This is a genomic window from Streptomyces sp. NPDC048659 (genome assembly GCF_040650575.1).
Classification (GTDB): domain Bacteria; phylum Actinomycetota; class Actinomycetes; order Streptomycetales; family Streptomycetaceae; genus Streptomyces.
Genome location: NZ_JBEZHM010000034.1, coordinates 55,240 through 82,088, shown reverse-complemented (window position 1 = coordinate 82,088; position 26,849 = coordinate 55,240). Strand labels below are relative to the sequence as shown.

Genomic DNA, 26,849 nt, shown 5'->3' with positions numbered 1-26,849 from the left:
GGAGCTGTGCCAGTCAGGTGGACCGGCCGGGGCGTTGTGGTCTGGATCACGCTTGAGGTTGACCTTGGGGCAGGGTGGAGGCTCATCGCATCGGCACGGTGCCGAACGGCACTACTGATGTGAGGGAGCAGAGCATGACCGTGAACTATTCCGGCCAGGGGCAGGACCGTCCGGAGCTGCGGAAGGCGGTCGAGGAGGTGGCCGGGGCCGGTTTCGTCGGGATCCAGTTGAGGGTGAACGACGAGCGGGGGGAATGGGTCGGCGGTGCCGGTGCGCGTGAGTTGGGCCGGGGCGGGGAAACGCTGACGGACGGGCACTTCCGTATCGGCAGCAGCACCAAGAGCTTCGTCGCGACCATGGTGCTCATGCTCGTGGCCGAGGGGAAGCTCGGGCTGGACGCTCCGGCCGGTGACTGTCTGCCGGAGCTCGGTCTGGACCGGCGGATCACGGTGCGGATGCTGCTCCAGCACACCAGCGGGATCTTCAACCACACCGGCGAGCTCTACGAGGACGGGACGATCGTGCCGGGAGTCCCCTGGCGGGGCAAGGAGTGGGTCGACAACCGGTTCAAGACGTACCTGCCCGAGGAGCTCGTCCAGCTGTCGCTGTCCAAGCCGGCCCGGTTCGAGCCGGGCACCGGCTGGAGCTACGCCAACACCAACTACGTACTGGCCCGGCTGCTCCTCGAGAAGGTCACCGGTCACCCCTTCGCGGAGGAGCTGCGGCGCCGGATCCTGGGACCGCTGGGGATGACCGGCACCGTGGCGCCGGGGGCCTCCCCGGAGATTCCCGAGCCGCACAATCACGGCTACTACCGCTACGAGGACGCCGGGCGGGAGCGGACGGTCGATGTCACGCGCCAGAACCCTTCCTGGGTGGGTGCCGGAGGCGACATGATCTCGACCACGCGGGACCTGCACACGTACTTCTCCGCCCTGATGGGCGGCAGGCTCCTGCCCGCCGGGCTGCTGACGGAGATGCGCACGCCGGAAGCGTCCGTCGGCTACGGCCTCGGAGTGTTCGCGCAGGAGACGCGGGGCGGCACCGTCTTCCACCACAACGGCGCCACCATGGGCTCGGCCGCGCTGATGTACAGCACCCCCGACGGCAGCAGGACCCTGACTGCGGGCCTGACCTGGGTGGACGACGCCGACCTGTCGATCGCGGGGGCCTTCCAGGACGCCCAGCAGCGTTTCGTGGAGGCGGTGTTCTGCGGCAAGCTGGACCGATGAGGAACGGAGTCACGATCGGGCAGGCCGCCGCGTTCGTCGGGGTCACGGTGAAGGCGGTGCGGCACTACCACAAGCTCGGCCTGGCCAGGGAGCCGGAGCGTGACAGCTCCGGCTACCGCGGCTACGGATCCGCCGAACTGCTGCGGCTGGTGCAGGTACGGACGCTGGCCGGCGCGGGCGTTCCGCTCGCCGAGATCGGGCCCATGCTCGACGCCGACGCCGCCCGGTTCGCCGCCACGCTCACCGACGTCGAGCGCCGGCTCACCGAACGTATCGACGAGTTGGTCGCCCGCCGCGACACCTTGCACCGGCTGACCGACGGCAACCGCGCCCTGCTGCCCGACCGTGCCTGCGCGGTCCTGGACCGGATGCCCGGCCTCGGCTTCGGCCCCGACTACGTGGCGGCGCAGCGCGAGGCCCTGATCCTGGCCCGGGCGCTGGTCCCGGAAGGCTTCGACGGCTTCCTGGCGCAGTTGGAGAACGGGCTGGACGACCCCGAGTACGTCGACCTGGCCAAGCGCGGCTGGGAGGCCGAGAGCTGGGAACCGGACGACCCCAGGATCGAGGAGCTCGCGGCCGCCATGGCAGCCCGCTACCTCGCCAACCCCGCGCTGCTTGGAGACCCTGCCAGCCTGCGGGCCTGGACCAAGGCGTCCGCCCAGTACAAGCTGATCAACAATCACCGCCAGGACCAGGCACCGGTCGCGGCCCGCCTGACCGCACTCACCGAGACCAGACTCCGCGCGGCGGGCGTACGAGGTCCCCATACCCATAGGTAGGTGAGGTCCCCGCCCGGACGTCTGGGAAGGAGCCTCTTTCGCTCCGACCCGGCGGCGTCGAGGGTCGCCAGTCGCGTTCGGCGGCGGCGTGGAACCGCTGGATGGTGTCCGCCTGCGTGGCGATCAGGGTTCCCGCAGGGACTGCCGGGTGAGTCAGGCGCACCAGGAGGACGCCGAGTAGGCGCTGGAGGGCGGTGCCGGAGGCTGAGTCCAGGTCACCGGAACGCTCTACCTGGCTGGGGTGTACCCACAGCCAGGTCCCCGGGGAGACGGCGTTGTCGGTGAAGTCGACCATGTGCCGCAGCGCCCCTCGGTCGACGGTGAGCAGCAGGTGGAACTCCGGGCGCCGCCGGCACCGCCCTCGTCGCGCTGCGACGCCAGGCCCCCGAGAAGGGCCTGGCGCTGGCCGGAGCGGTCCAGCGCGCCTGGTACGTCGACGGCCTCAGCCTCTCCGACACCGAAGTGCGCCGGGCCATCGCCGCCGAGCACTGCCTCGACTGCTACCCGACCCCGACCCTTCTGCTGCACACCCCAGCGAGACCCACCGACTCGACGGCCCCGCCTCCAGTGCCGCCTCCGTCACCAAAGGCATGCGCCTGCACCTGGATCCCACCGCATGAGACATCGCCATCCAGCCGATTTCTGACATCCTCTGCGGCGCCTGCGAGCGCTGGGCGGCAGGATGGGCGGATGACGATGAGCGAGACGGAATTGCTGGCGCTCCTGCGTGAACTCGATGACCCCGAACGGATGGAACGGCCGCTGCGCTACGACCGCGCTGCGGCCGGCGTCGCGTTCAGCGGGCTGGTCAGCCGGCTCGAAGCGGACTTCGGCGTCCTGTGCGAGTCCGAGCGGGACACCCAGAACTCCAGTGAGTACGGACGCATCCACGTGCCCGCGGACGCGACGATCTGCGGAACGCGGATCGTGGTCTGCGTGAGTAAGTTCGGCTCCCTCGCTGAGGTATGTGCCGACAATCCGGGGGCTTTCCTCGGCACTGACGAAGCCTGTGAGGAGGGCGCGCTGGATCCCGCAGACCTCGCCACAGTGGAGCGGGCACTGGCCGAGCTCGGCTACGTGAGCGTCCCGGAGGAGCTGCTGGAGAGCGACTATGAGGGCCCCAGCACGCTGGGGTACTTCGCGGCGCGGCCTACGTGGTGGACACGGTTCTTCGGCAGTATGTGACCCTCCACCGAGCAGCCCGTCGGCGGACTCGCGCTCGTACGCGATCAGCGGGCTGTGGAGTCTCCTCGGCCGCGCCCCGGGAGCCCGGGCGGTGCGTAAGAGCGCCTGTTCGGATGTCGGTACGGGGTGAGGTCGCTGCTCCGCCGGGGTGCTTCCAGCCTGGTGCGCGGCGCACGCGGCCTTGTTCGCGATCGCACTGCGGCCGTCAAGACCTTGCGAGTGGATCTGGCCGTGGATCCCTTCTATCGGGGCTGGTTCCGGCGGGGGCACGGTCGGGTTTCGCCCTCCATCGGCTCGTCGTCGCCGTCTACGACATCGGTGATGTCTCCGTCGCGTCGCCGGGACGTCGTGGAGGAGCGGCCGGGCGCCGAAGGCATGGACTCCAGCCCGTCCGGACAGGGCTGCGGAGCCGAAGAAGTCGGCCCAGGCGGGACTTCGGCTTGATGTCGTGTGCTGGCTGGGGGGATGTGGCGGACCCTTGCCAGGCAGTGTTGAAGCCGGGGTGGGGTGGAGAGGAAGCGCTTGCTCCTCGGATTCGGAACGAGGGGCATCGCCGACACCTGGAGAAGACCTTGAAGCGCGTCCCCCTTCGCCGATCCGCAGGACTGGTGCTCGCCGCCGTCGCCCTCGTCGCGGCCCCCGCCCTCTCCGCCCACGCCGCCGCCCCCGACACCACCACCCTGCCCTACTCCGAACAGACCCGGGCCGTCGGTCTCACCGACGCGCAGGCCGGGCAGCTCCAGCGGCGCGTCGAGGCCGTGCTGGCCGAGGAGCCCGGGGCCCGCCAGACCTCCGCCAACACGCTCGCCCTCCCCGGCGGCACCGCCACCCTGCCCGTCCCCGGACAGGCGGAGGCCCGTGACCTGGCCGCACCCGACGCGCCCCGGGCCGCCTGTAACGACGGGCACCTGTGCATCACCGACGGGCGCGGCGTGAACTACGACTACTACCGATGTGGCTACTACGACTTCAACGGCATCGGCGACGGCACCTTCAACAACAACCAGACCCCCGGCACCCGCGCCCGCTTCTACAACAACGACGGCAGCGAGCGCTGGTCCCACGTGGCCAAGGGCTCGGGCACCGCGAACTGGACGCCCGTCTACCACATCCGTCCCTGCTGATCCGGATCGTCCTCTGCCGTCCCTGTTGAACCGGTTCCTCGCCTTCTGATCTCCGCCGCCGTCCTCACCTTCCTTGAGATTGAGGGCGGCGGCGGTCCGTGACCCACGTCACACGATCCTCGTCCCCGGTTTTCGTTATCCGGTGCCGCGTACCGGCTCTCCCCTGCGTACAAGGAACTCCACAAGGAGATCCGGCAAGAGGCGCGACAGGCGAGGGAAGGCGGGCGGCGTGCAGCGGACCACGGGTTTCGAGCAGCTGACGGACGCGGAGCTGATACGGGCGGCCCAGTATGGCGACACCTGGGCCCGGGAGCGGCTCATCGGCGCCTACCAGCCGCTCGTCCACGTGCTCGCCGTCCGCGCCCTCGACGGCCGGCCCGGCGCCGACGCCGCCGTCCACGCGATCGTGCGCGACACGCTGAGCCGCGCCGAGTTCGCGCTCGGCACGCTCCTGTCGCCGGAGATGTTCCGCCCCTGGCTCGTCGGGATCGGCGTGGCGAGCACCCTCGCCCACGCGGCCGGCATCCCCGACGGCCTCTGGCTCGACGTCGAGGACGCCGTCCTGTCGTCCCTCTGGTCGCTGGAACAGGAGGGGCACCTCAGCCGGTACGAGACGGCCGCGGCCCTGGGCTGGTCCCCGCAGGACATGGCTCAGCGCATGGAGGCCGTACGGGTCCGGCTCGACGCGGTCCAGTCGGTGACCCTGGCGCTCGCCCGCGCTCCGCGCTGCGCCGCCCTCGCCGAACGGGCCGCCGCCTGGGACGGCCTGCCGGGTGCCTTCTGGCGCGACGAACTGGCCCGGCACACCGCCCACTGCGGCTACTGCGCCACCGGAATCGGCGCGGCGGGCCGGGCGGGCATGGCGGGCATGGCGGGGGAGGCGTGGAGTGAGCGGCCGTCGGTCGTGGACGGGGCGTCGCCCTTGACCGTGTCCGAGGGCGCGACCGTCTCCCTCGCCCCCACCGAGACCCTCGCCCCCACCGAGGCCGCCGCCCTCGCCCCCACCGCTCCCTTCGCCGTCGTCTCCCCGGTCCCCGCGGCCGGGCGGCGCGCCACCCGGGCGACGCGTCGGCGGCGGCGCCAGGCCGACGAGCGCAACCGCCGCCGCGCCGTCGTCGCGGCAGGGCTGGCCGTCGTCGCCGTCACCGGCGGAGCCCTCACCCTGCACGCGGGGCGCGGCGACGACGACGTCCTGGACGGCGGCCGGGCCGCCGCCGCTCCCGACCTCGACCCGAACCAGGCCAACGAGCCCGGCACCCTCTCCGCCCCGCCGTCGGCCTCCGCGTCCGGAGCCGCCTCCGCCTCCCCGTCCGCGACGCAGACCTCCGCCGCCCCGAAGACGCCCGCCGCCACGCCGAGCAAGACTGCCGGGGCCACGACGAAACCGCCCGCCCCGAAGCGCACCGCCACCACGCCCGCCGCGCCCAGCAAGACGGCGAAGCCCCCCGTCACGGACGGCGGTTCGGGTGGCGGCGGCCAGCAGGATCCCGGTCAGTCCTCGGCCGCCGACCAGGTCGTCGCCCTCGTCAACGCCGAGCGCGCCAAGGCCGGCTGCGGGCCGCTCACCTCCAACGCGACCCTCGTCAAGGCCGCCCAGGGGCACTCGGACGACATGGCCGCCCGCGACTTCTTCGACCACACCAACCCCGACGGCGCCGGTCCCGGCGACCGCGTGACCGCCGCGGGCTACCCCTGGACCACGTACGGCGAGAACATCGCCATGGGGCAGAGCACCCCGGCGCAGGTCATGGAGTCGTGGATGAACAGCCCCGGCCACCGCGCGAACATCCTCAACTGCGACTTCAAGGAGATCGGCGTCGGCGTCCACGACGCGGGCGGCCCCTACTGGACCCAGGTCTTCGGCGCACGCTGACCCTGCCCCCGTCCGGGGCGGGCGCCGCAGCACGCCGCCCGCCCCGGCCGGTCCCCTCAGCCCCGGTCTCCGCCCCCGCCCCCGCGTACGTACACCGGCAGACGGGTGACGCCGCCGATCAGGGAGCCCCCCGGGAAGGGCAGCGCGGCGGGCGGCTCCGCCAGGCGCAGGCCGGGGGCGCGGTCCGCGAGGGCCGAGAGGGAGGTGCGGAGTTCGAGCAGGGCGAGACCGGCTCCCACGCAGCGGTGGGGGCCGTGTCCGAAGGCGAGGTGGGGGCCGGGCGCACGGGTGATGTCGAAGACGCCGGGCCGGTCGAAGACCGCCGGATCGCGGCCCGCGTGCGCGTGCGACGGGACGACCGCCTCCCCGGCCCGGACCAGGGTCGCCCCGATGGTCAGGTCCGCCACGGCCAGCCGCGGCAGCCCCACGTCCGCGATCGTGTCGAAGCGCAGGATCTCCTCGACGGCGGGCCCCAGGAGCCCCCGGTCCGCGCGGAGGGCCCGCCACTGCTCCCGGTGGACGAGCAGCGCCAGGACGCCGTTGGTCAGGGTCGCGGCCGTCGTGGCGTGCCCGGCGACGAACAGGTTGACCGCCGTGGCCAGCAGCTCCGGCCCGCTCAGCTCCCCGGCGCCGTGGGCCTCGCGCAGCCGGTCCAGCAGCCCGCCCGGCACCAGGCCCTCCGCGCCCTCGGGCGACAGCAGCAGCCGCTCGAAGTGCGCGCGCAGGGCGTCGTGGCCGGCCCGCGCCTGCTCCGGCGGCAGCGAGGTCAGCGACAGCTTCCGCCGCGCCCACTCCACGAGCCGCGCCCGATGCCCCGGGCGCACCCCCAGGACATCGCACAGGACGGCGTCGGCCAGCGGGAGGGCGAACGCGCGGTGCAGGTCCACCGGTTCCCGCTCCGCGCCCGGCAGCGAGTCCAGCAGCCGGTGTACGTGGCCGGTGACGGCGGGCGTCAGACCGGCCACGCGGTCCCGGCGGAACGCGGGGGCGCAGAGCCGCCGGACCCGGGTGTGGTCCGGCGGGTCCAGGCCGAGCAGGCTGGGCTCGTCGCGGTCGGCGAGGGTCCAGCGCGGGCCGCCTGGTGTCGTCAGCATCGCCCGGCGGCTCAGCCGCCGGTCCGTCAGGGCCTGTACGACATCGGCGTGGCGGACCGCGAGACGCGCCGGATCGCCGCTCGGCAGTGAGATCCGCGCCAGCCCCGGCACGTCGAGCAGCCCGGTGTGCGGCAGCGGCGCCAGGCAGTCGGCGCGGTCGAACGGGTAGGGCAGCCGGCGGTGGTGCGCGGGAACCGCGCTCATGTCGTTCCCTCCAGGTCGGGGGCCCGCAGGCCGCAGGCGGCGCGGGGATGCACGTGGGGCGGGCGGGGGTTGTGCGCGAGGTGGGCCCGCCAGCGCAGCCGCAGCTCGCGGTCGGCGCCGAGCCCCAGCCAGTCCAGGACCCGGGCCGCCGTCGCCTCGGGCCCGGCCACCAGCTCGTCGAAGCGGACGGTCAGACAGCGGTCGGCGACGGCGGCGTCCGTGGTGAACGCGCGCATCCGCGCCAGGCCCGTGCGCGTGGCGGCGGTCATCGCCCGCCCGATCTCGCGCGGGTCGACGGCGTCGCTGCGTCTGCGCCGCGCCGCGACGACCAGACCGCACACCGAGCCGAGCGCCTCCTCCGTATCGCGTTCGAGGACCACGTACCGCGCGCCGCCGTGCACGCGGTCCAGGTCGGGCAGGTGCCACAGGTGCGACGGGCTCTTCAGGAGCGGCCGGGCGCCGGGCGGGGCCGGGCGGCGGGCGAGGATGTGGGCGAGCTGCGCGCGGTGCAGCGTGTACGCGGCCGTCAGGTCCTGGTCGGCGAGCCAGGAGGCGTAGGCGGGGACGCGGTAGCTGATCAGGCCGAGGACGCTGTTGCGGAAGTCGGTGTTCATCAGGTGCTCGCACTCCTCCGGCTCGTGCGCCCCGGTGGGGTGGATCCGGGCCAGCTCGGGCGCGGTGCGCGCCAGTTCGGCCACGTGCCGCTCGGCGTCGGCCACGTGCCGCTCGGCGTCGGCCACGTGCCGCTCGGCGTCGGCCACGTGCCGTTCGACATCGGCCATGCGCTGTTCTGCGTCGGCCTTCGCCTCGGGCTCGGTGGTCCCCGGCGGCGGGACCGGCGCGAGGAGCTCCCACAGGCGGGGCGCCCGCAGGGCCGGGTGGTGGGCGAGGAGCCGGTGGAGGAGGGTGCTGCCGGTGCGGGGCAGGCCGACGAGGACGACGGGCGGCCCGTAGGGCAGGGGCGGTTCCGGCAGGGCGTGCAACCGGAGCCGGGTCCGGAGCGCGCGCAGCAGCGTCTCCCGGGCCTCGGCCCGGCCGGCGGGGGTCAGCCGGGCCTCCGCCTCCAGCGCCGATACGAGGAGGTCGAGGGCGGGTACGTGGCCGGGCGCGCCGAAGTCCGAGAGGCCGGTGAGGCGTACGGCCTCGGCCCGCAGCCGGTCCGCGTCGAGCCGGTCCGCGTGGGGCCGTTCGCCGTCGCCGTCGGGGGCGGCCGTGGTCACAGGCCCGCCCCGGGGCGGCGTTCGGGAGCGTCGGCGAGGGCGGTCCAGAGCTCGGCGATCCGGTCCACGACGGCGCGCAGGCCGTCGAGTTCGACGCGCGGATTGATCAGGCACAGCCGGAACACCCGCCGCCCGCCGACCCCGACCCCCACGACCATCGCCCGCCCCTCCGCGCGCAGCGCCGCGCAGACCTCGGCCACGAGCCGGTCCGTCTCCTCGGGGCGCGGCGGGGGAGCGGAGGCGGGCGGCTCCCCGACGAAGGTGACGACGCCCAGCGAGGGCTCGGTGACCAGAGCGAGGCCGGGGTGGGAGCGGATGTACGCGGCGATGGCCTCGGCCGTGTCCAGTCCCCGCTCCACGGCGGCGCGGAACGCGTCCGCGCCGAACACCTTCAGCGACAGCCACAGGCGCAGCGCACGGAACTCCCGCGTCTGCTCGATGCCCCACTGGAGGTAGTCCACCCCGTCCGCACCGTCTGCCCCGTCCATCCTGTCCGCCCTGTCCGCCCTGTCCACCCCGTCTTCCTCGGCACCGGCCGCGCCCGCCTCCAGGTAGTGGGGGAGCGCGACGCCGAAGGCGCGGGTCAGGTGGGCGGGGTCGCGCAGCAGCACGCAGCCCGTCCCGGCGGGCTGGAACAGCCACTTGTGCGGATCGACGCTCACCGAGTCCGCCGCGTCCAGGCCCGCGAGCAGCGCGCGTCCGCGCGCGGTCAGCGCGGCGGGCGCGCCGAAGGCCCCGTCCACGTGCAGCCACAGGCCCTCGGCCCGGCAGAACGCGGCCAGTTCGAGCAGCGGGTCGACGGCGCCGGTGGCCGTGGTCCCCGCGTTGGCCACCACGAGGAAGGGCCGCCGCCCCGCGCGCCGGTCCTCCGCCACCCTCCGGGCCAGCTCGGGCAGCGGGAGGCGCCGCCGCGCGTCGGCGGGCAGGACCCGGACGCGGTCCTCGGCGATGCCCAGGATGTGCAGGGCCCGGGGGACGGAGAAGTGGGTCTGGTCGGAGAAGTACGCGGTGGCCCCGTGGGCCTCGGTGCCGACGAGGGCGTCGCGGGCGGCGGTCAGGGCGGTGAGGTTGGCGGTCGAACCGCCGGACACGAACAGCCCCGAGGCCCCCGGCGCCAGCCCCAGGAGCTCGGCCAGCCAGCGGACGGCGGCCGACTCGATCGCGCTGGACACCGCGCCGCTGAACCGCCAGCCGGTCGGGACCGCGAAGCCGGTGGCCAGCGTCGCCGCCAGGACTCCGGTGACGGTCCCCGGCGCGGGCACGAAGGCGAGGAAGTCCGGGTGGTCGGGGTGCGCGTTGCCCTCGCCCAGCAGCCGCCCCACCTCGTCCACCACCGCGAGCGGGTCGTCCGCCGGGGCGGCGGGCAGCGACTCCGCGCGCAGTCGGCCCGCGAGGGCCGCCGCGCCGGGCGCGGCGACCGGGAGCCCTCGCCGTCCGGTGCCGGTACCTGTGCCCGTGCCCGTGCCCGTACCTGGATCCGTGCCGGTACCCGTACCCGTACCCGTGCCGCCGCCCGTGCCCGTATCCGTACCGATGCCGGTGTCGCGCCCCTCCGCGTCGAGATGCCCCGCGACCAGCTCCCAGACCCGCCGTCCGAGCGCCGCCACCGTCCCGGAGGGCAACGTAAGGGCGGCCGCGGCCGGTTCGGCCTCCGCTTCGACCTCCGCGAGGTCACCAATGGTGTTCACGGGATCACACTGTGATGCCCCTGGGGGCATGTGACAAGTGCACGTCCCCTCAAAGCCGTTGACGAATGGTCAAGAAGTGTTGACCATTGGGGTCATGCGTGCCGACGACCTTCCCGAGTCCCTCCGTGTCACCACCGACGAGCAGCTACGCGCCGTCTCCAACCTCACCCGCCACCGCATCATGGCCGTGCTCCGCTTCGAGCCCTCGACGATCACGCAGATCGCCGAGCGGGTCGGCCTCGCCAAGGGCAGCTCCAGCTACCACGTACGCCTCCTGGAGCGCGCCGGCATCGTCGAGGTCGTACGCACGCGGAAGGTGCGCGGCGTCACCGAGCGGTACTACGCCATGGCCGCGCGCTCGATCGAGCTGCCCGACCCCGGCGAGGGCGGCCCGGACTTCCTCATGCGGCACGCCGTGGCCGACCTGGAGGCCGCCCCGGCCGACGGCGAGCGACACGTCGGCATGGCCCATCTCCGGCTCACCGACGCGCAGTTCGCGGAGCTGAGCGCGCGCCTGGAGGCGCTGGTCGGCGAGTACCGGCGGCTGTCCGACCCGGCGCTGCCGGACGCGTCCTTCGTGTTCGCGCTGTTCCACCCGAAGCAGGGCGACCCGACGGAGAGAGACGCCAAGTGACCTCGGACCACATCAGACTTCCGAACGGCTTCGGGCGCCTCTGGACCGCCCATACGGTGTCCTCGCTCGGCGACGGAGTGCTGCACGCCGCGCTGCCGCTGCTCGCCCTGACACTGACCCGGGACCCGATGGCGCTCGCCGTCGTCACGGCCGCCGGAACGCTGCCCTGGCTGCTGTTCGGGATACTCGGCGGCGCGCTCGTCGACCGCTGGGACCGGCGGCGGACCATGTGGATCACCGACGCGGCGCGGGCCGTCCTGCTCGCCGTCCCGGCCGTGGCGGCCCCGCTCGACCTGCTCAGCATCCCGCTGCTCGCGGCCGTCGCCTTCCTCCTCGGCCTCGGCGGCCTCTTCTTCGACACGGCCGCCTCCGCCTACCTCCCGGACCTCCTCGGCCGCGAACCCGCCCTCCTGGAGCGGGCCAACTCCCGCCTGCGCGCCACCCAGACCGCCGCCTCCGGCTTCGCCGGGCCGCCCGCGGGCGCCGCCCTGCTCGCGCTCGGCCGGGCCGGTCCGCTGCTGGCCGACGCCGTCTCGTTCGCCGTCTCCGCCCTGCTCGTACGCTCGCTGCCGGCGACCCCCCGGCCCGTAGCGCGGGCCCGGGAGTCGCTGCTCCGCCAGGCGCGGGCGGGTGCCTCGTACGTACTCCGCGACCAGGTCCTCCTCGGGCTCGCGCTGCGCCCGGCGGTCGGGAACATGGCCTTCGTCGCCATGGAGACCGTGCTGGCCCTCTTCGCGCACACCCGCCTCGGCGTCGAGTCCCTCGGCTTCGGACTCCTCCTGACGGCCGAGGCAGCCGGTGGCCTCCTCGGCGCGGGCATCGCCTCCGTCCTCGGCCGCCGGCTCGGCACCGGCGCCGCCCTGACCTGCACGGCCGCGCTGGAGGGCCTCGCCATCCTGGGCCTGGCCGCCGCCCCGAACGCGTACGCCGCCGGGCTCGCGCTCGCCGTCTGCGGCGCTGGTGTCGGCGCCACGATGGTGCTCGCGCCCTCGCTGCGGCAGGCGATCGTCCCCGCCGAGTTGATGGGCCGGGTCACCTCCACGTCCCGGATGCTCGGCATGTGCACGGCCCCGCTCGGCGCGTTCCTCGGCGGCTGGCTGGCCACCGCGTACGACGTGCGCACCCCGCTCTACACCGCCGCCGCCCTGCTGCTCACCATGACCGCGGTCACGTCCACGATGACCGGAAACCGCCGGGTCGAGGCCGCCCGCAGCGCCGCCGCGGAGCGGGCCGCCGACGCGAGGGCCGCGGAGGAGTCCGAGGCCACAGGGGCGACCAAGGCGGCGGAAGAGCCTGCCCGGGCGGTCGGGGCCGGATGAGCGGCCGCTAGCCTGCTGCGTCATGATGCGCGTCTGGTTTCTGCCGATACTCCTCCTGCTCAGCGGCGCGGCCGTCGCCGCCGCGCAGTTCGCCACCGGGCACCCCGCCGTGGCCGTCGTCCTCCTCCTCGCCTTCGCCGCGCTCGCCGGCGCCAACTCCCCGCTGTTCTTCCCGAGGCCGCTCGACGCGCGGGAGGCGCGGCAACGCAGCGCCGCCGACGGCCGGCCGGTCGTCTACTGGCGGCCGGGCTGCACGTACTGCGTCCGCCTGCGCGCCCGGCTCGGCCGCGACGCCCGGCGGATGCATTGGGTGAACATCTGGCGCGACCCGGAGGGGGCCGCCGAGGTGCGGGCGGCCAACGACGGGAACGAGACCGTGCCCACGGTCGTCGTCGCGGGCCGGGCGCACACCAACCCCGATCCGGCGTGGGTGCGGGCGCAGCTCGTCCGCTGAGCCTGTCTCTCCTCAGGAAGCGCGTCTGTCGGCGGCCGGGGCGGGGGCCGCGGCTGTGCCCGTGGCCGGGGCCGGGTGGCGCTCGGGCGGGCGGAGTCGGCGGAGCAGGAGCGCGTTGAAGGTGACGATGATCGTGGACGCGCTCATCAGGAGCGCCGCCCACTCGGGGCGGAGCTGGATCCCGAGGCCGGGGTAGAGGACTCCCGCGGCGACGGGGATCGCGAGCAGGTTGTAGATCGCGGCCCAGAAGAGGTTCTGCTTGATCTTTCGGCGGGTGGCGCGCGCGATGGTGACGGCGAACGCCACGTCGGCGGGGTCGTCGTGGACGAGGACCACGTCGGCGGTCTCCACGGCCACGTCGGTGCCCGCTCCGATCGCGATGCCGACGTCGGCCTGGGCGAGGGCGGGCGCGTCGTTCACGCCGTCGCCGACCATCGCCACGCGCGCCCCGCCGTCCTGGAGGGCGGTGATGTTCGCCGCCTTGTCCTCGGGCAGCACCTCCGCGATGACGGTGTCGATGCCGGTGGCCGAGGCGACCGCGTCGGCGGTGCCGCGCTGGTCGCCGGTGAGCATGACGGTCCCGATCTCCTGCTCGCGGAGCCGGGCCACGGCCGCCGGGGCCGTGGCCCGCACCGGGTCGGCGACCGCGATCAGCCCGAGGGCCTCGCCGCCGCCGGCCACGTACACCGCCGTCTTCCCGGACGCGGCGAGCGCGGTCGCCGCGTCCGTAAGTGCCGAGGCGTCGACCCGCTCGCGCCGCATCAGGCGCAGGTTCCCCACGAGGACGGTGACGCCGTCGACGACGGCCGTGACGCCGTGGCCGGGCACCGAGTCGAAACCCGTGGCCGGGAGCGGGGCCAGGCCACGGGCCTCGGCCGCGTCGACGATCGCCTCGGCCAGCGGGTGCTGGGACTGCCGGTCCACGGCGGCGGCCGTCGCGAGGACCCGGTCGTCCGACGCGCCCGGCACGGACACGACGTCGGTCACCGCGGGCTTCCCCGCGGTGAGCGTGCCGGTCTTGTCGAACACGACGGCCGAGATCCCCGCGGTGTTCTCCAGCGCGGTCGCGTTCTTGAACAGCACCCCGCCGCGGGCGCCCTGCCCGATCCCGACCGTGATCGCCGTGGGTGTCGCCAGGGCCAGGGCGTCCGGGCAGGCGATGACGATCGCGGACACGGCGGCCGTCACCGCGAACCCGATGCCGTGGTCGCCCCCGAAGACGCTCCACGCCACGAACGTCAGCAGCCCCGCCCCCAGCGCGACGAACACGAGGTAGCGCCCGGCCGTGTCGGCCAGCCGCTGGGCGGGGGCCTTGGACGCCTGCGCGTTGCGGACCAGCTGGACGATCCGGGCCAGCGCCGTGTCCGCCCCGACCGCCGTCGCCGTGAACACGAACGCCCCGGTCGTGTTGAGGGAGCCGCCGACCACCCTGTTGCCCGCCGCCTTCGCCACGGGCACCGGCTCGCCGGTGATCATCGACTCGTCGACGTAACTGGTGCCCTCGCCGACCGTCCCGTCGACCGGGATCTTCTCGCCCGGTCGCACCACGACCTCGTCGCCCACCACGACCTGGTCCAGCGGCACCTCGGACTCGGCGCCGCCACGGCGTACGCGCGCGGTCGGCGGCGCCAGCGTCAGCAGCGCCTCCACGGCACGGCCGGTCGCGAAACGGGAGCGCATCTCCAGCCAGTGCCCGATCAGGCTCAGGGTCGTGAGCATGGCCGCGGCCTCGAAGTACACGTCCTCCTGCCCGGCGAGCGTCGCGAACAGCGAGTACAGGTACGCGACGAGGACACCGACGGAGATCAGCGTCATCATCGTCACGTCGCCGTGGCGCAGCGACCGAGCCGCCGACGACAGGAACGGCCAGCCGCCCCAGAAGACCACCGGCGTGGCCAGGACCAGACCGAACCAGGCCATCGACAGGCCGAGCGGCCGGGCCACCTCCACGCCGAGGCTGTGCCCGATGGGCGAGAAGACGACGATGGGGATCGTGAGCAGCGCGCATACGACGAACCTGCGGAGCATGTCGTTGGACGGCGGCGGCGCCGTGGTGGGCGTGCTCGTCGTGGCCTGTGTGCCGCTCGTGCTCTTGGCGCTCCTGGTGCTGAGCGTGTTCCTCGTGTACGGGCACGGGCTCGCGCTCGTCCGCCGGGCCGACCGGCGGGTGCCCCGGCTGGCAGCAGGAGTCGGGGCAGGCGGCGCGGTCGCAGGCGTACCCGGCCTCGTCGAGCTCGTCGGCGAGCCGGTCCGCGCTCGTGAGGGCGGGGTCGAAGGCGATGTGGGCGGTCGCGGTCGTCCGGTCGACGCTCACCGACCGCACTCCCGGCCGCCCCGCGAGACGCCGCTCCAGCGCCGCCAGCTCGCCGCCGCACCAGCACGTCCGCAACGCGATCTCGGCGACGGTCGGCGCCTGTCTGTCCATGCTCGGTCCCTCCTCGGCTTCGCTCCAGTCCACTTCCCCCGGGCCCGCCCGACCCGTTCGCGTCCGCCGAACGGGTGAGGCCGCCCCGCTCCGCGCGTACGGATCGATCAGGAATCGAGAAGCGCGCCCCGGGCGGTCGCGCCTAGCCTTTCGGTCATGGACATCACCATTCACACCACGGCTCTCCCGCACACCGACCCGGACGCGTCGCTCGCCTTCTACCGGGACGTCCTCGGCTTCGAGGTCCGCAGCGACGTCGGCCAGGGGAGGATGCGCTGGATCACGGTCGGGCCCGTGGGCCAGCCGGGGACGTCGATCCTGCTGGCGCCGCCCGCCGCCGACCCGGGCATCACCGAGGACGAGCGGCGCACGATCACCGAGATGATGGCGAAGGGCACGTACGGCTGGATCCTGCTGGCCACGCCGGACCTGGACGCCACGTTCGAGAAGGTGCAGGCGGGGGACGCCGAGGTGGTCCAGGAGCCGACGGACCAGCCGTACGGGGTGCGCGACTGCGCGTTCCGCGACCCCGCGGGCAACCTGATCCGCATCCAGGAACTGCGCTGATCCCGCGCGCACGCTCACGTACGGACCGGAGAACCGGCCGGAGGACCGGAGGGGAGACCTCGTATGTGCAGACCGGCATGGGGGCGCGCGCGGATCCAGGCGCAGCGACTGACCGAGCTCGCGCGGCTGCGCCGTGTCCGCGACCGGATCGACCGGGAGTACACGCGGCCGCTCGACGTGGCGGCGCTGGCACGTGAGGCGGGCCTGCCCGTGGGGCAGCTGAGCCGCGGCTTCCTGGTCGCGTACGGCGTGTCGCCGTACGCGTACGTGATGTCCCGGCGCGTCGGGCGGGCGGCGGCGCTGCTGCGCCGGGGGGACCTCGGCGTCGCCGAGGCGCGCGCGGCGGTCGGCGGCTGCGTGGCGCCGGGCGTGTTCACCGCACGCTTCACCGAGCTGGTCGGTGTGCCGCCCGAAGCCTTCTGCGGTCGGGCGGAGGTCACGGTGGAGCGGATGCCCGCGCACATCGCGCGGCAGGTCGCGGGAACGGTCGCCAACGGGATCAGCAGCGGGCACAGCAACGGGTAACGGGAACGGAAAGAGGAGGAATCCCATGAGGTTCCGTACGCACGTGGAGCCGCCGGAGCCGATGCGCGGCCTGGAGGTGCCGCCCGAGGTGGTGGCGGCGCTGGGCGGCGGAGCCCGGCCGCCGGTGACGATCACCGTCAACGGGCACACCTGGAGGAGTCGGCTCGCCCTCATGCGCGGCCGTCACCTGATCGGCCTCAGCCTCGCCAATCGGGAAGCCGCGGAGGTCGAGACCGGCGAGGAGGTCGAGGTGGACCTGGAGCTCGACACCGAGCCGCGCGTGGTCGTCGAGCCGGAGGACTTCGCCCTGGCCCTGGACGCCGACCCGGCCGTCCGCGCCGCGTACGACGCACTCTCCTACACCCGCAGGCGCGAGCAGGTGCGCGCGATCGAGAACGCGAAGAAGCCGGAGACACGGCAGCGCCGCATCGAGAAGGCGATCACGGACCTACGGGGCTGACCGCACCCCGGGCGCGGCGCCTCGCCGCGCCTCCCTGCCCCGTCTCATCGCAGCTCCTCGGCCAGGGCGACGATGACGCCCGACGGGCCGCGGAGATAGCAGAGGCGGTAGACGTCCTCGTACCGCGCGACCTCGCCGAGCAGTTCGGCGCCGTGCGCGCGCAGGCGGGCGAGCGTGTCGTCGATGTCGTCGACGGCGAACATGATCCGGTGCAGGCCCAGGGTGTTCGGCGGCGGGTTCGGGGAGCCGTCGACACCGGCGGCGGGGGAGAGGTAGCGGGAGAGCTCAAGCCTGCCGTGCCCGTCCGGGGTGCGCAGCATCGCGATGTGGCTGCGTACGCCGCTGAGCCCGACGGTCTGGTCGGCGAACGGCCCCTCGACCCGCGCGGTGCCCTCGACCTCCAGACCCAGCTCGGTGAAGAAGGCGACGGCGGCGTCCAGGTCCTCGACGACGATGCCGACGTTGTCCATCCGGAGGAGCGTCATGGCGGGTCTCCCTCGTGCGGGTGTCAGGGCGCGGGCCACGTGCCGAGGGCTCGGGCCAGGCGGGTGTGCTGTTCGCGGGTGATGCCGTGGGCCAGGAGCGTGCCGCAGCGCGGGCTGTGGGGGTCGTCGCAGCACAGGATGCCGGGGAACGGCTCCGCGCCGCCCGAGAGCGGGGACGCGCCGGGCAGAGTCCACTCGACCGGCTCCCAGAGGGGATGGTCCTCCCCGTCCCTCAACGGGGCGTCCCCATAACCCTCGATGCGTCCGTCGCCGTAGCCCTCGCTCACCATCCGCCCAGCCGCCCACCTGCCCGGGGGCGTGTGCTGAGATGGGCCCCGTGAACGAGGGAGAGAACATGGACGGCGATTCCCACGAGACCTGCGGACCGGTGCGGGAGCTCTCGCCCGACGACCCCGTCTTCGTGTCGAGGCGCGTGTTCCGCGGGCAGCCGGTCGTCCGGGTGCACCTCGACGAGGACGGGGACTGGCAGGCGTTCTCGTCCGCCGAGCCGCGGTGGTTCGGCCGGCCGCGGCTTCTGCACGCGGCTCACCTGCTGGAACGGGATCCCTCGTTGGCCGGCCTGCCCGCCCTGCCGCTCGGCCACCTCGCGGTCCGCGACGACGCCTCCCGCTCTGAGTGGCGGATCTACCGGGACTGACGGCGGCGGACGGGGGAGCACGGTCTCGCGTCCGTATTCGTACTCGTATCCGCGTCCGCGCCGCGGTCTCGGGGGGACGGGGCGGGACGGGACGGGGAAGCGGGCCCGGTGGCCTCAGTCCTGGTGTTTCCCGGCGCGCAAGTGGAGTGAGCGCAGGGCCGCTTCCAGGGCGAAGCGGTGTTCCGGGTCGTGGAGCCGTGCGCCGAAGTGGTGGTCCAGGTTCCGTAACCGGTAGCGGACCGTCTGGGCGTGTACGCCGAGCAGTTCGCCGACCTGTTCGGCCGGGGCGCGGGTGGAGACGTGGACCCGCAGGGTCTCGACCAGCCGGTCGCGCCGAGTGCCGGAGAGGGAGTCCAGCGGGGCGAGTTCACGGGCGGCGAGATGGTCCACCAGGGCGGGGTCGGAGAGCAGCCATAACGTTGTCAGGTGCTCGTCGCAGTGGACCATGGGGGCGTCCGGCACCACGCCCTCGTCGATCAGCTGGAGCAGCCGGCGCGCCCAGCGCAGCGAGTGGGCGGCCTGCGCGGCGGGCAAGGTGGGCCCGATGACGGCGTGCGTGCCGCCCAGCGCGGACTCCAGCATCGCCAGCCGCTCGTCGGTGAGGGGCCCGGGGACGAGGAGGTGCGGCTGGGGGAGGGTGGGCTCGACCAGCACGTCCCGGTCGAGCGCGGGCGGCAGCAGTTCGGCGGCCGGCGGGCGCAGGGCGACCAGGGTGCACTCGGCGGGCATCTCCCAGCCGGCCTCCTGGCACAGCGCGGCGATGGCCCCCTGGGGCAGCGGCGCCCCGGTGACCACCAGGTGGAGGAGCTGTCTTCGCATCGCCGCCGTGTCGGAGACGCCCCGGGCCTGGACCGCCAGATAACCCTCGCGGGACAGCGCCTCCAGATCCTCGACGTAGGCGAAGAGCGCGTCGGCGAAGGCCAGGATCAGGGTGGGCGAGAGGTTGTAGGTGCGGCCGATGTACTTGGCCCGGCGCAGCGCGATGCGGGCGCCGAGGCGGTACGCGCCCTGGAGGGAATCGAGGTCACGGCCCTCGTACGCCTCGACCCGGCCGAACTTGCGCAGCAGGTCGTCCCGGAGCGCCGACTTCACGGCGGGGTTGGCGACCCGCTCGACGAAGGCGGTCAGCGCCTGTTCGATGCCCTGGCGGATCGCGTCGGTGTGGGGTCCGGCGAAGAGGTGGGCGTACACGGGGTAGGTCCGCTGGACCTCGACCCCGATCTCCTTGATGAGGCCCGGGATCTCCGGGCGCATCAGTTCGGCGAACTCGCGGGGGAGGGGTTCGAGTGGTTCGCCGAGGTTCGTGGGTGGTGCGATGGCGGTCATGAACCGATCCCTTGCTCTCTGGGTGACCGGTGAGGAATGAGCACGGCGCCCAACCTGGCGTGGTGGGCGCCGCCGAGACCGTCAGGTGTGTACCGACGGGGACTGCTGAAGTTAGATCAACTACTCGGTGCTGTACACAACTTGAGCAAGAGTTGTTGATTGGAGGGGGCACGGGTTCCGGGAGTAGGCCGGTTATCGTCCCCGGGTGGCCGTTACTTGACGGCGGAGTGCCAGTTCCGGGACAGGTTCTTGCCCGCGTCGGGGGCGGCGAGACCCGGCGCGAAGAGGCCGGCGAGGTAGGTCTGGGTGTTGTTGAGGACGAGCTTGTTCTTGCCGGCGGCGGAGGGCAGCCCCGTCTTGAGGTTGACGGCCGCGTCGATCACGCCGAACCAGCCCAGGCCGCAGCCGCTCGCGCCGGGGACGGCGAAGCTGTCGTCGTACTGGGTGGAGCCGAGCAGGTTGAGGCGGCTCATCTCGCCGTCCACGTTGGGCGAGCCGTCGCCGTTGAACTGCTCGAAGCCGAACTCGGGCGCGTTGGCGTTCTTCGGGCGCAGCAGGATCGGGTTGGCCTTCGACCCGATGTAGCAGTTGTCGCCCAGGAAGGGGTTCTGGAGGCGGATGCGGACCGGGACGGTCACGATCGGCTGGTCGGTCACGACGCCGGCGATCTGGTCGAAGCTGTAGGGGGCGCCGGCCGACTCCATGGTGGCCGTGATCTTGTTGAGCTTGGCGTCCGACAGCTGCCGGCAGATGTCGGTGATGAAGGGGATGTCGCTCGGACACATCAGCCCCAGCAGCCCGCCGGGCACCGTGGCCGAGTCCGCGATCAGCGAGCTGCCCGAGGTGCCCAGGACCGCGGTGCTGCCGTCGATGTTCTGGACGGCGCCGAACTGCAGGTTGGTCTTGCCGGTGTTCACCGTCGTGTTGCCCAGCTTGAGGGAGCCGCTGAGGGAGTACGAGACGACGCACTGCGGGGTCGCGTCGATGCCGTCCGCGGCGAGCATCGCCGGGGCGTCCACCGGGCACCGGTCGAGCGGCGCCCAGCTGCCGTTCAGCTGCGCGCCGGCGGCGGTCGCCGTGCCCACGGCGGCGAAGGAGCCGAGTGCCGTGAGGGCGGAGACGGCGGCCATCTTCGTGCGGGTGGAGACGAGGGGCATGGCGGAGCCTTCCTGGGAGACGGGTGAAGGGTGGTGAGGATGATGACGTGTGACGAAGGGTGGTGAAGGGTGGTGAAGGGAGCGGGGCCAGCGGTCAGCGTGCGGCCTTGGGGACCTGGTACGGCTGGCCGTCCTCGGTGCACTCGGGGTCGATCGGCGGGAACGGGTTGAGGATGTTGCAGGTCTGGCCCTGGATCTGCCGGACGTAGTTGCCGGGTCCGGAGATCGAGGCGGTGAGCAGCCGGTCGAGGTTCTCGCCGCCCGCTTTACACCCCTTGAAGGCCGGGATGGTGACCTCGCCGACGAGCGGTCCGCCGCCGGTGAGGAGGTAGCCCGTGGCGGGCTCGCCCCACGTGTACTGGCCCTTGCCCACCAGCACCATGTGGTCCCCGGGGTACTTCTCGGGGTCGGGCTCGGGGGAGGAGAGCGGCTTCTCCGTGCGGCAGGAGGGGCCGACGTCCAGCCGGGTGCCGTTGACCCGGACGTCGAGGACGCGCAGCACCAGGGGGGCCCGGACGTACGTCTTGCTGATGTTGAACGGCAGGGCGAGGAGGGTGTCCGAGTAGAGCGTCAGGGGGCCCTTCTGCTCCAGGACGATGGTGGCGGTGGTCGGGGCGAACCCGAAGGTCAGGAAGGTCGCCTTGAAGGGCGGGGTCTCCTGGCGCCCCTGGGTGGAGAAGTGCCCCACCGCCTTGTTGATCAGATGGGTCTCCGGCTCGTCCTCGGTCCCCCCGGTGATGATCTCCGGTTCGGCCTGCTCCATCAGGACGCAGGTCAGCGGGATGAGGGAGGCGCCCTCCTGCTTCCGCACGTTGGAGTATCCGGTGATGTAGGCCGACAGCGACATCGGTGTCGGCTCCTTGGTGAGGCAGGAGGGCGCGGGCGGCCGGGGCGCCGGGGTGCCGGGCGTGTCGTCGTCGGCCGCTGCCGGGCCCCGCACCGTGCGCGGGTCCTTCGCGGCCGGGAGTCCGGTCTCCTTCCCGGCGTCGCGCCCCGGGAGCCCCGGCGCGGGGCGCGAGGGCGAGGGGGTGCCCGGGGACGGGGGTGTCGTGCTCGGCTCCCCGGTGGGGGTGGCGGCGCCGACCGGGACCTCGGCCAGCACCGTACGGCCCTCCGCGTCGGGGGCGGGGGCGCAGGTCACGGAGAGCGAGGCGGGGTCGGCGGGCGCCCCCTCGGCCGTGCTCAGGGCGAGGTCCACGCCGAACGCGCCGGCCGTGAGCGAGAGTCCGCCCGCCGCGCCGGGTGTCAGGGACGGCACGTCCCCGGTCGTGGTGAGCGCGAGCGGCCCCTCGGCGGGGACCGCGGCGGGCTGCCCGGTGCCGCTCCACGTCGCCTCGGTCCGCTGCTCGCCCTGGGCCACGCCGACCGTGAGCCGGGTCTCGGCCCGTACGGTGGCGGCCTTGAGCGCGGCCAGTTCGGCCACGGTGGCCTCGGGCAACTCGACCGTCGTGGTGACGTCGGCGGGCACGATCTCCTCGCCGACCGCGACCCGCTCGGGGAACGCGGCGGTGATCCGCACGGTCGCGGCCCGCTGTCCCGAGGGCAGGACGCAGACGTAGGGCAGGGCGGCGTCGACCTTCAGCGTCCCGGCGGCGACGGCCGAGGCCGGAAGCAGGGGGGCGAGCGCCACGAACGCGGCGATCGCCGCACCGCGCACGCGGGTGCGGGTCCGGGTGGGGCGTGGGGTGGGCCGGGGGCCGTTCATCTGGTGCTCCGCTCGGGGTCGTTCGCTGGCGCGGGGGTGGTGCCGGGCCGGTGGGCCGGGGGTCAGGGGGCGGTGCCGACGATCGTCGCGATGGCTCCGCTGCCCGCCACCCTGAGCTGGTACGTGGCCTTGACGATCACGCTGCCGCCGACCGGGAAGGCGGGGCTGTTGGTCTGGGTGATCAGCAGCTGGCCCGCGGTGCCGTCGATGACCAGCCGGCCCGTCGCGTTGGTGTACGAGGCGGGCGCCCTGCCCTGGGCCCGGATGACGATGCCGCCGGAGACCGTGAGGTCCATCGTGTCGACGTAGCCCTTCGTGACGCCGGTCGCGGCGGTGTAGTCCTGCGCGACGAAGACCCACGGGGCGGTGCCCGTGACGCTGATGGGGCCCAGCACGCCGGTGCAGGGCGTGGCGGCGGTGCCGAAGGTGAGGCCGCCGAAGCTGCCGACCTGCGCGGGGTTGCCCGTGGCGCTGTGGAGGGTGGCGGTGAAGCCGGACTTGGCGCAGGTCGCGATGTTGCCGAGGACGTTGACGGTGACGTTCGCGCTGTTCGTCGCGGCGATGACGGCGGGCGACGGGGTGACGGTCCACACCGTCGACGGCACCGCCGAGGCCGGGGCGGCGGTCAGGACGAGCGCGGCCACGGCGGCGAGGGCGGCGAGCGCGGACCTTCTTCCGGTCGGCATCTTCATGGCGCGGGGCCTCCAGGGGGCGGGGCGGTCGGGAGACGCGGACAGGCCCGCGCCCGCCCGGCCGGGGTCACCGGCCGGACGGACGCGGGGTCCTGAGCCCTTACGGGTTCGAGCCGACGATGGTCGGGATGCCGGCGCCCGACTTGAAGAGGTACGTGCCCTTGAAGGTGGGCTTGGCGCCGACCGGGACGGCCGAGCCGCAGCCGGACGAGGAGACGACGGTGAGGTCGCCCGCGAGGCTGTTCACGGCGAGCGCGCCCGTGGAGTTGGTGTAGGTGCTGGTGGCCTTGCCCGTCACGCGGAAGTTGCAGGCGCCGACGGAGACGTTGGCGTCGACGTTGCCGACGTAGCCCTTGGTGACCCCGGTCGCGGCGGTGTAGTCCTCCGCCACGATCGACCAGGGGGTGACCGGGACGGCGGTGACGGGGCCGAGGACGCTGGTGCAGGGCGCGCCGGTGGCACCGAAGGCCATGGAGGTGATGGTGCCGACGGTGGCCGGGTTGCCGGTGGTGCTCGCACCGCTGCCCGCGCCGTTCGACTTCGTACACGTCATGGCGATGCCGTTGACCGTGAGGACGACGTTGCCGCTGTTGGCCGCGGTGATGCTGGCCGGGTTGGGGCTGACGGTCCAGACCGTCGAGGGCACCGCCGAGGCCGGCGAGATCGCGAGGGCGAGGGCGGCGGAGGCGCCACCGGCGACGACGGCGAGGTTTCTGATCGACTTCTTCATGACTCTGGGACTCTCCTTGGAGACGGACCGGCAGAGGGTTGGCCGCGACGGGGACGAGCGGCCGGCGGCTCGACGATTCCCTGGCCGCGCCACCAGACGTTACTTGCGGGAAACTTGGCTGAACAATGGCGCCGACCATGATTCTTTGAAGAGGCCCATTGCCTGTCAAGCAGGTGAGTGGAAGCCGCGATCGGCTTGGTTCCCGCGTGCGTAATGTCGACGAATATGATCGATCATGAAGCGCTTGTGAGGGGAATTCGCAATTCCGCCCCCCTGGTAGGCGCCGGGCAAGTCGCCACGCTCTCCCGGATGACAACGCCCAGGGCGGGATTGTGCCATCGGTGACAAGAATCCGGCCTTCCGCCCCCCATTGCAGAAAACTCCCCACTCGCGTATTGCTCCGGGAGGTTACTGGGTCGTAGCGTTCGCCGGGCGGCGCCCCGCCGCAGGTCGGCGCAGCTCCGCGAGCCACCCTGCGGCAGACGCGTCGGCCCCCGGTCTCCGGGTCGGGGCGGGCGCGTCCGCAGGTGGACGCCCACCCCTCCCGCCCGCCGGGTCGGGAAGCCCGACTGTCTCCTCGGAGACAAGAACCGACCGCACCTTTGTCTCCCCGATGACAAATAAAGAAGCGGATCAAGGATTTTGCGCCATGCCTATTGTCCGGGTGATCGTCACCGACTTACCGTGCGCCCGCGGTGCACACCCGACGCGGGCTTGCTGGAGGTGGAATGGGAATCGAAGTAGTCGTTGAGGGTCTGACCATGTCTTTCGGCAAGCAGAACATCTGGCAGGATGTCTCGCTGACCCTGCCGGCCGGAGAGGTCAGCGTCATGCTCGGGCCTTCCGGCACCGGTAAGACGGTCTTCCTGAAATCGCTCATCGGGCTGCTCAAGCCCCAGCGCGGCCGTGTCCTCATCAATGGCGTCGACATGGTCAGCAGTCCCGAGAGGGACATCTACGAGACCCGGAAGCTTTTCGGCCTCATGTTCCAGGACGGGGCGCTCTTCGGCTCCATGACCCTGTTCGACAACATCGCCTTCCCGCTGCGCGAGCACACCCGCAAGCGGGAGTCCGAGATCCGGCGCATCGTCATGGAGCGCATCGACCTCGTCGGCCTCCTCGGCGCCGAGGGCAAGCTCCCGGGCGAGATCAGCGGCGGCATGCGCAAGCGCGCCGGTCTGGCCCGCGCCCTCGTCCTCGACCCGCAGATCGTCCTGTGCGACGAGCCCGACTCCGGCCTCGACCCGGTCCGCACCGCCTACCTCTCGCAGCTCCTCATCGACCTGAACGCGCGGATCGACGCGACGATGCTGATCGTCACCCACAACCTGGACATCGCCGCCACCGTCCCCGACAACATGGGGATGTTCTTCCGGCGCAACCTGGTCACCTTCGGCCCCCGCGAAGTCCTGCTGACCAGCGAGGAACCGGTCGTCACCCAGTTCCTCGCGGGCCGCCGCGAAGGACCCATCGGCATGTCCGAGGAGAAGGACGCCGCCACCCTCGCCGCCGAGGCCGACGCCGCCCCGCAGCTGACGGCCGGCCCCCGCGTCATCGTGCCGCAGCTGGAGCCCTCGCCCGGCCTCCCGCCGCGCGCCGCGGTGACGCGCCGCCGCGAACGGGTCCTCGGGATGCTCGACCAGCTCCCGCCCGCCGCCCGCGCCGCCATCCAGGACACGTACGCGCGCGGCGACGCGGCCCCCACCCTGACCTTGCCGGCCGCCGGGAGCGGCTCGTGATCGGCGGGGCGCTGCGGCAGACCGGACGCCTCTTCGCCCTCGCCGCCGAGGTGAGCCGGGCCGTCTTCCGGCGCCCCTTCCAATTCCGCGAGTTCGTCGAGCAGTTCTGGTTCGTCGCCAGCGTCACCATCCTGCCGGCCGCCCTCGTCTCCATCCCCTTCGGCGCCGTCATCGCCCTCCAGGTCGGCTCGCTCACCCAGCAGCTCGGCGCCCAGTCCTTCACCGGCGGCGCCAGCGTCCTCGCCGTCATCCAGCAGGCCAGCCCGCTCATCGTGGCCCTGCTGATCGCCGGCGCGGGCGGCTCCGCGATCTGCGCCGACCTCGGCTCCCGCAAGATCCGCGAGGAGCTGGACGCGATGGAGGTCATGGGCGTCTCGCCGGTCCAGCGGCTGGTCGTCCCCAGGGTCCTCGCCACCATGGGCGTCGCCGTGCTGCTCAACGGCATGGTCTCCGTCGTCGGCACCCTCGGCGGCTACTTCTTCAACATCGTCCTCCAGGGCGGCACCCCCGGCGCGTACCTCTCCAGCTTCTCCGCCCTCGCCCAGCTCCCCGACCTCTACATCAGCGAACTCAAGGCGCTGATCTTCGGGTTCATCGCGGGCATCGTCGCCGCCTACCGCGGCCTCAACCCGCGCGGCGGCCCCAAGGGCGTCGGCGACGCCGTCAACCAGTCCGTCGTCATCACCTTCCTCCTGCTCTTCTTCGTCAACATGGTGCTGACGGGCATCTACCTCCAGATCGTCCCGCCGAAGGGAGGCTGAGGCCGATGGCCTCCCCGTTCGCCTGGCTCGACCGGTCCGGTGACCAGTTCCTGTTCTACGTGCGCGCCCTGCTGTGGGTCCCCCGGACCCTGCGCCGCTACCTCAAGGAGGTGCAACGGCTCCTCGCCGAGGTCGCCTTCGGCTCCGGAGGGCTCGGCGTCATCGGCGGCACCATCGGCGTCATGATCGCCATGACGCTGTTCACCGGCACCGTCGTGGGCCTCCAGGGCTACGCCGCCCTCGACCAGATCGGCACCGCCGCCTTCACCGGCTTCGTCTCCGCCTACTTCAACACCCGGGAGATCGCGCCGCTCGTCGCCGGGCTCGCCCTCTCCGCCACCGTCGGCGCGGGCTTCACCGCCCAGCTCGGCGCCATGCGCATCAACGAGGAGGTCGACGCCCTCGAAGGCATGGGCATCCGCTCCATGCCGTACCTGGTCACCACCCGGATCATCGCCGGCGTCGTCGCCATCGTCCCGCTCTACGCGATCGGGCTGCTCTCCTCCTACCTGGCCTCCCGCTATGTGACGGTCCTCTTCAACGGCCAGTCCCAGGGCACCTACGACCACTACTTCAACCTCTTCCTGTCCCCGACGGACGTCCTCCTCTCGGTGCTCAAAGTGCTGATCTTCAGCGTGATGGTGATCGTCGCCCACTGCTACTACGGCTTCCGCGCCTCCGGCGGCCCGGCCGGCGTCGGCATCGCCGTCGGCCGCTCCGTACGCAACGCCATCGTGCTGATCAGCGTCACCGACTTCTTCCTGTCGCTGGCCCTCTGGGGCGCGACCACGACCGTGAAGGTGGCGGGGTGAG

27 protein-coding genes are annotated in these 26,849 nt (G+C 73.1%); 16 read left to right on the top strand and 11 right to left on the bottom strand.

Annotated elements, in window-relative coordinates; translation table 11 throughout:
• Nucleotides 1–134: 134 nt before the first annotated feature.
• The 5 genes from AB0C99_RS24630 to AB0C99_RS24610 all read left to right on the top strand — a co-directional run bounded on the left by AB0C99_RS24630 (nucleotide 135) and on the right by AB0C99_RS24610 (nucleotide 6,193).
• Entirely contained in the window at nucleotides 135–1,232 is a 1,098-nt protein-coding gene (locus AB0C99_RS24630) for a serine hydrolase domain-containing protein (protein ID WP_362478819.1), read from the top strand.
• On the top strand, nucleotides 1,229–2,011 hold the full coding sequence (locus AB0C99_RS24625) for a MerR family transcriptional regulator (RefSeq protein ID WP_362478816.1): 783 nt from the start codon (nucleotides 1,229–1,231) through the stop codon (nucleotides 2,009–2,011). The genes AB0C99_RS24630 and AB0C99_RS24625 overlap by 4 nt, the downstream gene beginning before the upstream one ends.
• 690 nt (nucleotides 2,012–2,701) lie before the next feature.
• The gene (locus AB0C99_RS24620) at nucleotides 2,702–3,196 is read left to right on the top strand and encodes a hypothetical protein (protein ID WP_362478813.1); all 495 of its coding nucleotides are present in this window, start codon (nucleotides 2,702–2,704) and stop codon (nucleotides 3,194–3,196) included.
• 572 nt (nucleotides 3,197–3,768) lie between these two features.
• On the top strand, nucleotides 3,769–4,320 hold the full coding sequence (locus AB0C99_RS24615; RefSeq protein ID WP_362478810.1) for a hypothetical protein: 552 nt from the start codon (nucleotides 3,769–3,771) through the stop codon (nucleotides 4,318–4,320).
• A 229-nt stretch (nucleotides 4,321–4,549) separates the two neighbouring features.
• Nucleotides 4,550–6,193 carry a CAP domain-containing protein gene (locus AB0C99_RS24610; protein WP_362478807.1) on the top strand — a complete coding sequence of 548 codons (1,644 nt, stop codon included), beginning with the start codon at nucleotides 4,550–4,552 and terminating at the stop codon, nucleotides 6,191–6,193.
• A gap of 56 nt (nucleotides 6,194–6,249) precedes the next feature.
• Here AB0C99_RS24610 and AB0C99_RS24605 read toward each other — a convergent pair whose 3' ends face one another.
• The 3 genes from AB0C99_RS24605 to AB0C99_RS24595 are packed head-to-tail and all read right to left on the bottom strand — an operon-like array spanning nucleotide 6,250 to nucleotide 10,399.
• The gene (locus AB0C99_RS24605) at nucleotides 6,250–7,491 is read right to left on the bottom strand and encodes a cytochrome P450 (protein ID WP_362478805.1); all 1,242 of its coding nucleotides are present in this window, start codon (nucleotides 7,489–7,491) and stop codon (nucleotides 6,250–6,252) included.
• On the bottom strand, nucleotides 7,488–8,711 hold the full coding sequence (locus AB0C99_RS24600) for a sulfotransferase (protein WP_362478803.1): 1,224 nt from the start codon (nucleotides 8,709–8,711) through the stop codon (nucleotides 7,488–7,490). The genes AB0C99_RS24605 and AB0C99_RS24600 overlap by 4 nt, the downstream gene beginning before the upstream one ends.
• Nucleotides 8,708–10,399, bottom strand: a complete 1,692-nt coding sequence (locus AB0C99_RS24595) for a pyridoxal-dependent decarboxylase (RefSeq protein ID WP_362478800.1) — start codon at nucleotides 10,397–10,399, stop codon at nucleotides 8,708–8,710. The genes AB0C99_RS24600 and AB0C99_RS24595 overlap by 4 nt, the downstream gene beginning before the upstream one ends.
• A gap of 94 nt (nucleotides 10,400–10,493) precedes the next feature.
• Here AB0C99_RS24595 and AB0C99_RS24590 point away from each other — a divergent pair, with 94 nt between their 5' ends.
• The 3 genes from AB0C99_RS24590 to AB0C99_RS24580 are packed head-to-tail and all read left to right on the top strand — an operon-like array spanning nucleotide 10,494 to nucleotide 12,806.
• Nucleotides 10,494–11,033, top strand: a complete 540-nt coding sequence (locus tag AB0C99_RS24590) for a helix-turn-helix domain-containing protein (protein ID WP_362478797.1) — start codon at nucleotides 10,494–10,496, stop codon at nucleotides 11,031–11,033.
• On the top strand, nucleotides 11,030–12,352 hold the full coding sequence (locus AB0C99_RS24585; protein WP_362478794.1) for an MFS transporter: 1,323 nt from the start codon (nucleotides 11,030–11,032) through the stop codon (nucleotides 12,350–12,352). The genes AB0C99_RS24590 and AB0C99_RS24585 overlap by 4 nt, the downstream gene beginning before the upstream one ends.
• 22 nt (nucleotides 12,353–12,374) lie before the next feature.
• Nucleotides 12,375–12,806, top strand: coding sequence for a glutaredoxin domain-containing protein (locus AB0C99_RS24580; protein ID WP_362478792.1), 432 nt, complete (start codon nucleotides 12,375–12,377; stop codon nucleotides 12,804–12,806).
• 12 nt (nucleotides 12,807–12,818) lie between these two features.
• On the opposite strand, the gene AB0C99_RS24575 is transcribed toward AB0C99_RS24580, so the two are convergent.
• Nucleotides 12,819–14,834: a copper-translocating P-type ATPase gene (locus tag AB0C99_RS24575; protein ID WP_362478789.1), complete on the bottom strand. Its 2,016-nt coding sequence runs from the start codon at nucleotides 14,832–14,834 to the stop codon at nucleotides 12,819–12,821.
• Here AB0C99_RS24575 and AB0C99_RS24570 point away from each other — a divergent pair.
• From AB0C99_RS24570 to AB0C99_RS24555, 4 genes are all read left to right on the top strand, one after another.
• On the top strand, nucleotides 14,800–15,309 hold the full coding sequence (locus AB0C99_RS24570; protein WP_362478786.1) for a hypothetical protein: 510 nt from the start codon (nucleotides 14,800–14,802) through the stop codon (nucleotides 15,307–15,309). The two genes, AB0C99_RS24575 and AB0C99_RS24570, sit on opposite strands and share 35 nt — an antisense overlap.
• Nucleotides 15,310–15,387: 78 nt before the next feature.
• Nucleotides 15,388–15,798 carry a VOC family protein gene (locus AB0C99_RS24565; RefSeq protein ID WP_362478783.1) on the top strand — a complete coding sequence of 137 codons (411 nt, stop codon included), beginning with the start codon at nucleotides 15,388–15,390 and terminating at the stop codon, nucleotides 15,796–15,798.
• A gap of 63 nt (nucleotides 15,799–15,861) precedes the next feature.
• The gene (locus tag AB0C99_RS24560) at nucleotides 15,862–16,323 is read left to right on the top strand and encodes an AraC family transcriptional regulator (protein ID WP_362478780.1); all 462 of its coding nucleotides are present in this window, start codon (nucleotides 15,862–15,864) and stop codon (nucleotides 16,321–16,323) included.
• Between the two features lie 25 nt (nucleotides 16,324–16,348).
• Nucleotides 16,349–16,783 carry a YdeI/OmpD-associated family protein gene (locus tag AB0C99_RS24555; RefSeq protein WP_362478777.1) on the top strand — a complete coding sequence of 145 codons (435 nt, stop codon included), beginning with the start codon at nucleotides 16,349–16,351 and terminating at the stop codon, nucleotides 16,781–16,783.
• Between the two features lie 44 nt (nucleotides 16,784–16,827).
• Here AB0C99_RS24555 and AB0C99_RS24550 read toward each other — a convergent pair whose 3' ends face one another.
• A complete protein-coding gene (locus AB0C99_RS24550; RefSeq protein WP_362478775.1) occupies nucleotides 16,828–17,268 on the bottom strand; it encodes a VOC family protein in 441 nt (146 codons plus the stop codon).
• 23 nt (nucleotides 17,269–17,291) lie between these two features.
• Nucleotides 17,292–17,558, bottom strand: a complete 267-nt coding sequence (locus tag AB0C99_RS24545) for a hypothetical protein (protein WP_362478772.1) — start codon at nucleotides 17,556–17,558, stop codon at nucleotides 17,292–17,294.
• Nucleotides 17,559–17,623: 65 nt separating this feature from the next.
• On the opposite strand from AB0C99_RS24545, the gene AB0C99_RS24540 reads away from it, so the two are divergent.
• Entirely contained in the window at nucleotides 17,624–17,926 is a 303-nt protein-coding gene (locus AB0C99_RS24540; protein WP_362478769.1) for a hypothetical protein, read from the top strand.
• A 114-nt stretch (nucleotides 17,927–18,040) separates the two neighbouring features.
• Here AB0C99_RS24540 and AB0C99_RS24535 read toward each other — a convergent pair whose 3' ends face one another.
• From AB0C99_RS24535 to AB0C99_RS24515, 5 genes are all read right to left on the bottom strand, one after another.
• On the bottom strand, nucleotides 18,041–19,252 hold the full coding sequence (locus AB0C99_RS24535; RefSeq protein WP_362478766.1) for a helix-turn-helix domain-containing protein: 1,212 nt from the start codon (nucleotides 19,250–19,252) through the stop codon (nucleotides 18,041–18,043).
• Between the two features lie 212 nt (nucleotides 19,253–19,464).
• Nucleotides 19,465–20,409 (bottom strand): hypothetical protein, encoded by a 945-nt coding sequence (locus tag AB0C99_RS24530; RefSeq protein WP_362478763.1) that lies wholly within the window; start codon nucleotides 20,407–20,409, stop codon nucleotides 19,465–19,467.
• Nucleotides 20,410–20,503: 94 nt separating this feature from the next.
• Nucleotides 20,504–22,114 (bottom strand): DUF6801 domain-containing protein, encoded by a 1,611-nt coding sequence (locus tag AB0C99_RS24525; RefSeq protein WP_362478760.1) that lies wholly within the window; start codon nucleotides 22,112–22,114, stop codon nucleotides 20,504–20,506.
• A 62-nt stretch (nucleotides 22,115–22,176) separates the two neighbouring features.
• The gene (locus AB0C99_RS24520) at nucleotides 22,177–22,806 is read right to left on the bottom strand and encodes a hypothetical protein (protein WP_362478757.1); all 630 of its coding nucleotides are present in this window, start codon (nucleotides 22,804–22,806) and stop codon (nucleotides 22,177–22,179) included.
• Between the two features lie 100 nt (nucleotides 22,807–22,906).
• Nucleotides 22,907–23,536 carry a hypothetical protein gene (locus AB0C99_RS24515; protein ID WP_362478754.1) on the bottom strand — a complete coding sequence of 210 codons (630 nt, stop codon included), beginning with the start codon at nucleotides 23,534–23,536 and terminating at the stop codon, nucleotides 22,907–22,909.
• 728 nt (nucleotides 23,537–24,264) lie between these two features.
• On the opposite strand from AB0C99_RS24515, the gene AB0C99_RS24510 reads away from it, so the two are divergent.
• The 3 genes from AB0C99_RS24510 to AB0C99_RS24500 are packed head-to-tail and all read left to right on the top strand — an operon-like array spanning nucleotide 24,265 to nucleotide 26,848.
• A complete protein-coding gene (locus AB0C99_RS24510) occupies nucleotides 24,265–25,275 on the top strand; it encodes an ATP-binding cassette domain-containing protein (protein WP_362478751.1) in 1,011 nt (336 codons plus the stop codon).
• Nucleotides 25,272–26,036, top strand: coding sequence for an ABC transporter permease (locus tag AB0C99_RS24505; RefSeq protein WP_046907541.1), 765 nt, complete (start codon nucleotides 25,272–25,274; stop codon nucleotides 26,034–26,036). The genes AB0C99_RS24510 and AB0C99_RS24505 overlap by 4 nt, the downstream gene beginning before the upstream one ends.
• A 5-nt stretch (nucleotides 26,037–26,041) precedes the next feature.
• Entirely contained in the window at nucleotides 26,042–26,848 is an 807-nt protein-coding gene (locus AB0C99_RS24500) for an ABC transporter permease (RefSeq protein WP_046907540.1), read from the top strand.
• The last annotated feature ends 1 nt before the right edge of the window (nucleotide 26,849 follow it).

Bases quoted from the DNA above. Each gene is read 5' to 3' on its own strand.
- AB0C99_RS24550 (WP_362478775.1), bottom strand. From the start codon at position 17,268: ATGACGCTCCTCCGGATGGACAACGTCGGCATCGTCGTCGAGGACCTG.
- AB0C99_RS24545 (WP_362478772.1), bottom strand. From the start codon at position 17,558: ATGGTGAGCGAGGGCTACGGCGACGGACGCATCGAGGGTTATGGGGAC.
- AB0C99_RS24520 (WP_362478757.1), bottom strand. From the start codon at position 22,806: ATGAAGATGCCGACCGGAAGAAGGTCCGCGCTCGCCGCCCTCGCCGCC.
- AB0C99_RS24590 (WP_362478797.1), top strand. From the start codon at position 10,494: ATGCGTGCCGACGACCTTCCCGAGTCCCTCCGTGTCACCACCGACGAG.
- AB0C99_RS24540 (WP_362478769.1), top strand. From the start codon at position 17,624: ATGGACGGCGATTCCCACGAGACCTGCGGACCGGTGCGGGAGCTCTCG.
- AB0C99_RS24510 (WP_362478751.1), top strand. From the start codon at position 24,265: ATGGGAATCGAAGTAGTCGTTGAGGGTCTGACCATGTCTTTCGGCAAG.
- AB0C99_RS24575 (WP_362478789.1), bottom strand. From the start codon at position 14,834: ATGCTCCGCAGGTTCGTCGTATGCGCGCTGCTCACGATCCCCATCGTC.
- AB0C99_RS24630 (WP_362478819.1), top strand. From the start codon at position 135: ATGACCGTGAACTATTCCGGCCAGGGGCAGGACCGTCCGGAGCTGCGG.
- AB0C99_RS24525 (WP_362478760.1), bottom strand. From the start codon at position 22,114: ATGAACGGCCCCCGGCCCACCCCACGCCCCACCCGGACCCGCACCCGC.
- AB0C99_RS24625 (WP_362478816.1), top strand. From the start codon at position 1,229: ATGAGGAACGGAGTCACGATCGGGCAGGCCGCCGCGTTCGTCGGGGTC.
- AB0C99_RS24605 (WP_362478805.1), bottom strand. From the start codon at position 7,491: ATGAGCGCGGTTCCCGCGCACCACCGCCGGCTGCCCTACCCGTTCGAC.
- AB0C99_RS24580 (WP_362478792.1), top strand. From the start codon at position 12,375: ATGATGCGCGTCTGGTTTCTGCCGATACTCCTCCTGCTCAGCGGCGCG.
- AB0C99_RS24515 (WP_362478754.1), bottom strand. From the start codon at position 23,536: ATGAAGAAGTCGATCAGAAACCTCGCCGTCGTCGCCGGTGGCGCCTCC.
- AB0C99_RS24535 (WP_362478766.1), bottom strand. From the start codon at position 19,252: ATGACCGCCATCGCACCACCCACGAACCTCGGCGAACCACTCGAACCC.
- AB0C99_RS24565 (WP_362478783.1), top strand. From the start codon at position 15,388: ATGGACATCACCATTCACACCACGGCTCTCCCGCACACCGACCCGGAC.
- AB0C99_RS24555 (WP_362478777.1), top strand. From the start codon at position 16,349: ATGAGGTTCCGTACGCACGTGGAGCCGCCGGAGCCGATGCGCGGCCTG.
- AB0C99_RS24530 (WP_362478763.1), bottom strand. From the start codon at position 20,409: ATGCCCCTCGTCTCCACCCGCACGAAGATGGCCGCCGTCTCCGCCCTC.
- AB0C99_RS24560 (WP_362478780.1), top strand. From the start codon at position 15,862: ATGTGCAGACCGGCATGGGGGCGCGCGCGGATCCAGGCGCAGCGACTG.
- AB0C99_RS24500 (WP_046907540.1), top strand. From the start codon at position 26,042: ATGGCCTCCCCGTTCGCCTGGCTCGACCGGTCCGGTGACCAGTTCCTG.
- AB0C99_RS24620 (WP_362478813.1), top strand. From the start codon at position 2,702: ATGACGATGAGCGAGACGGAATTGCTGGCGCTCCTGCGTGAACTCGAT.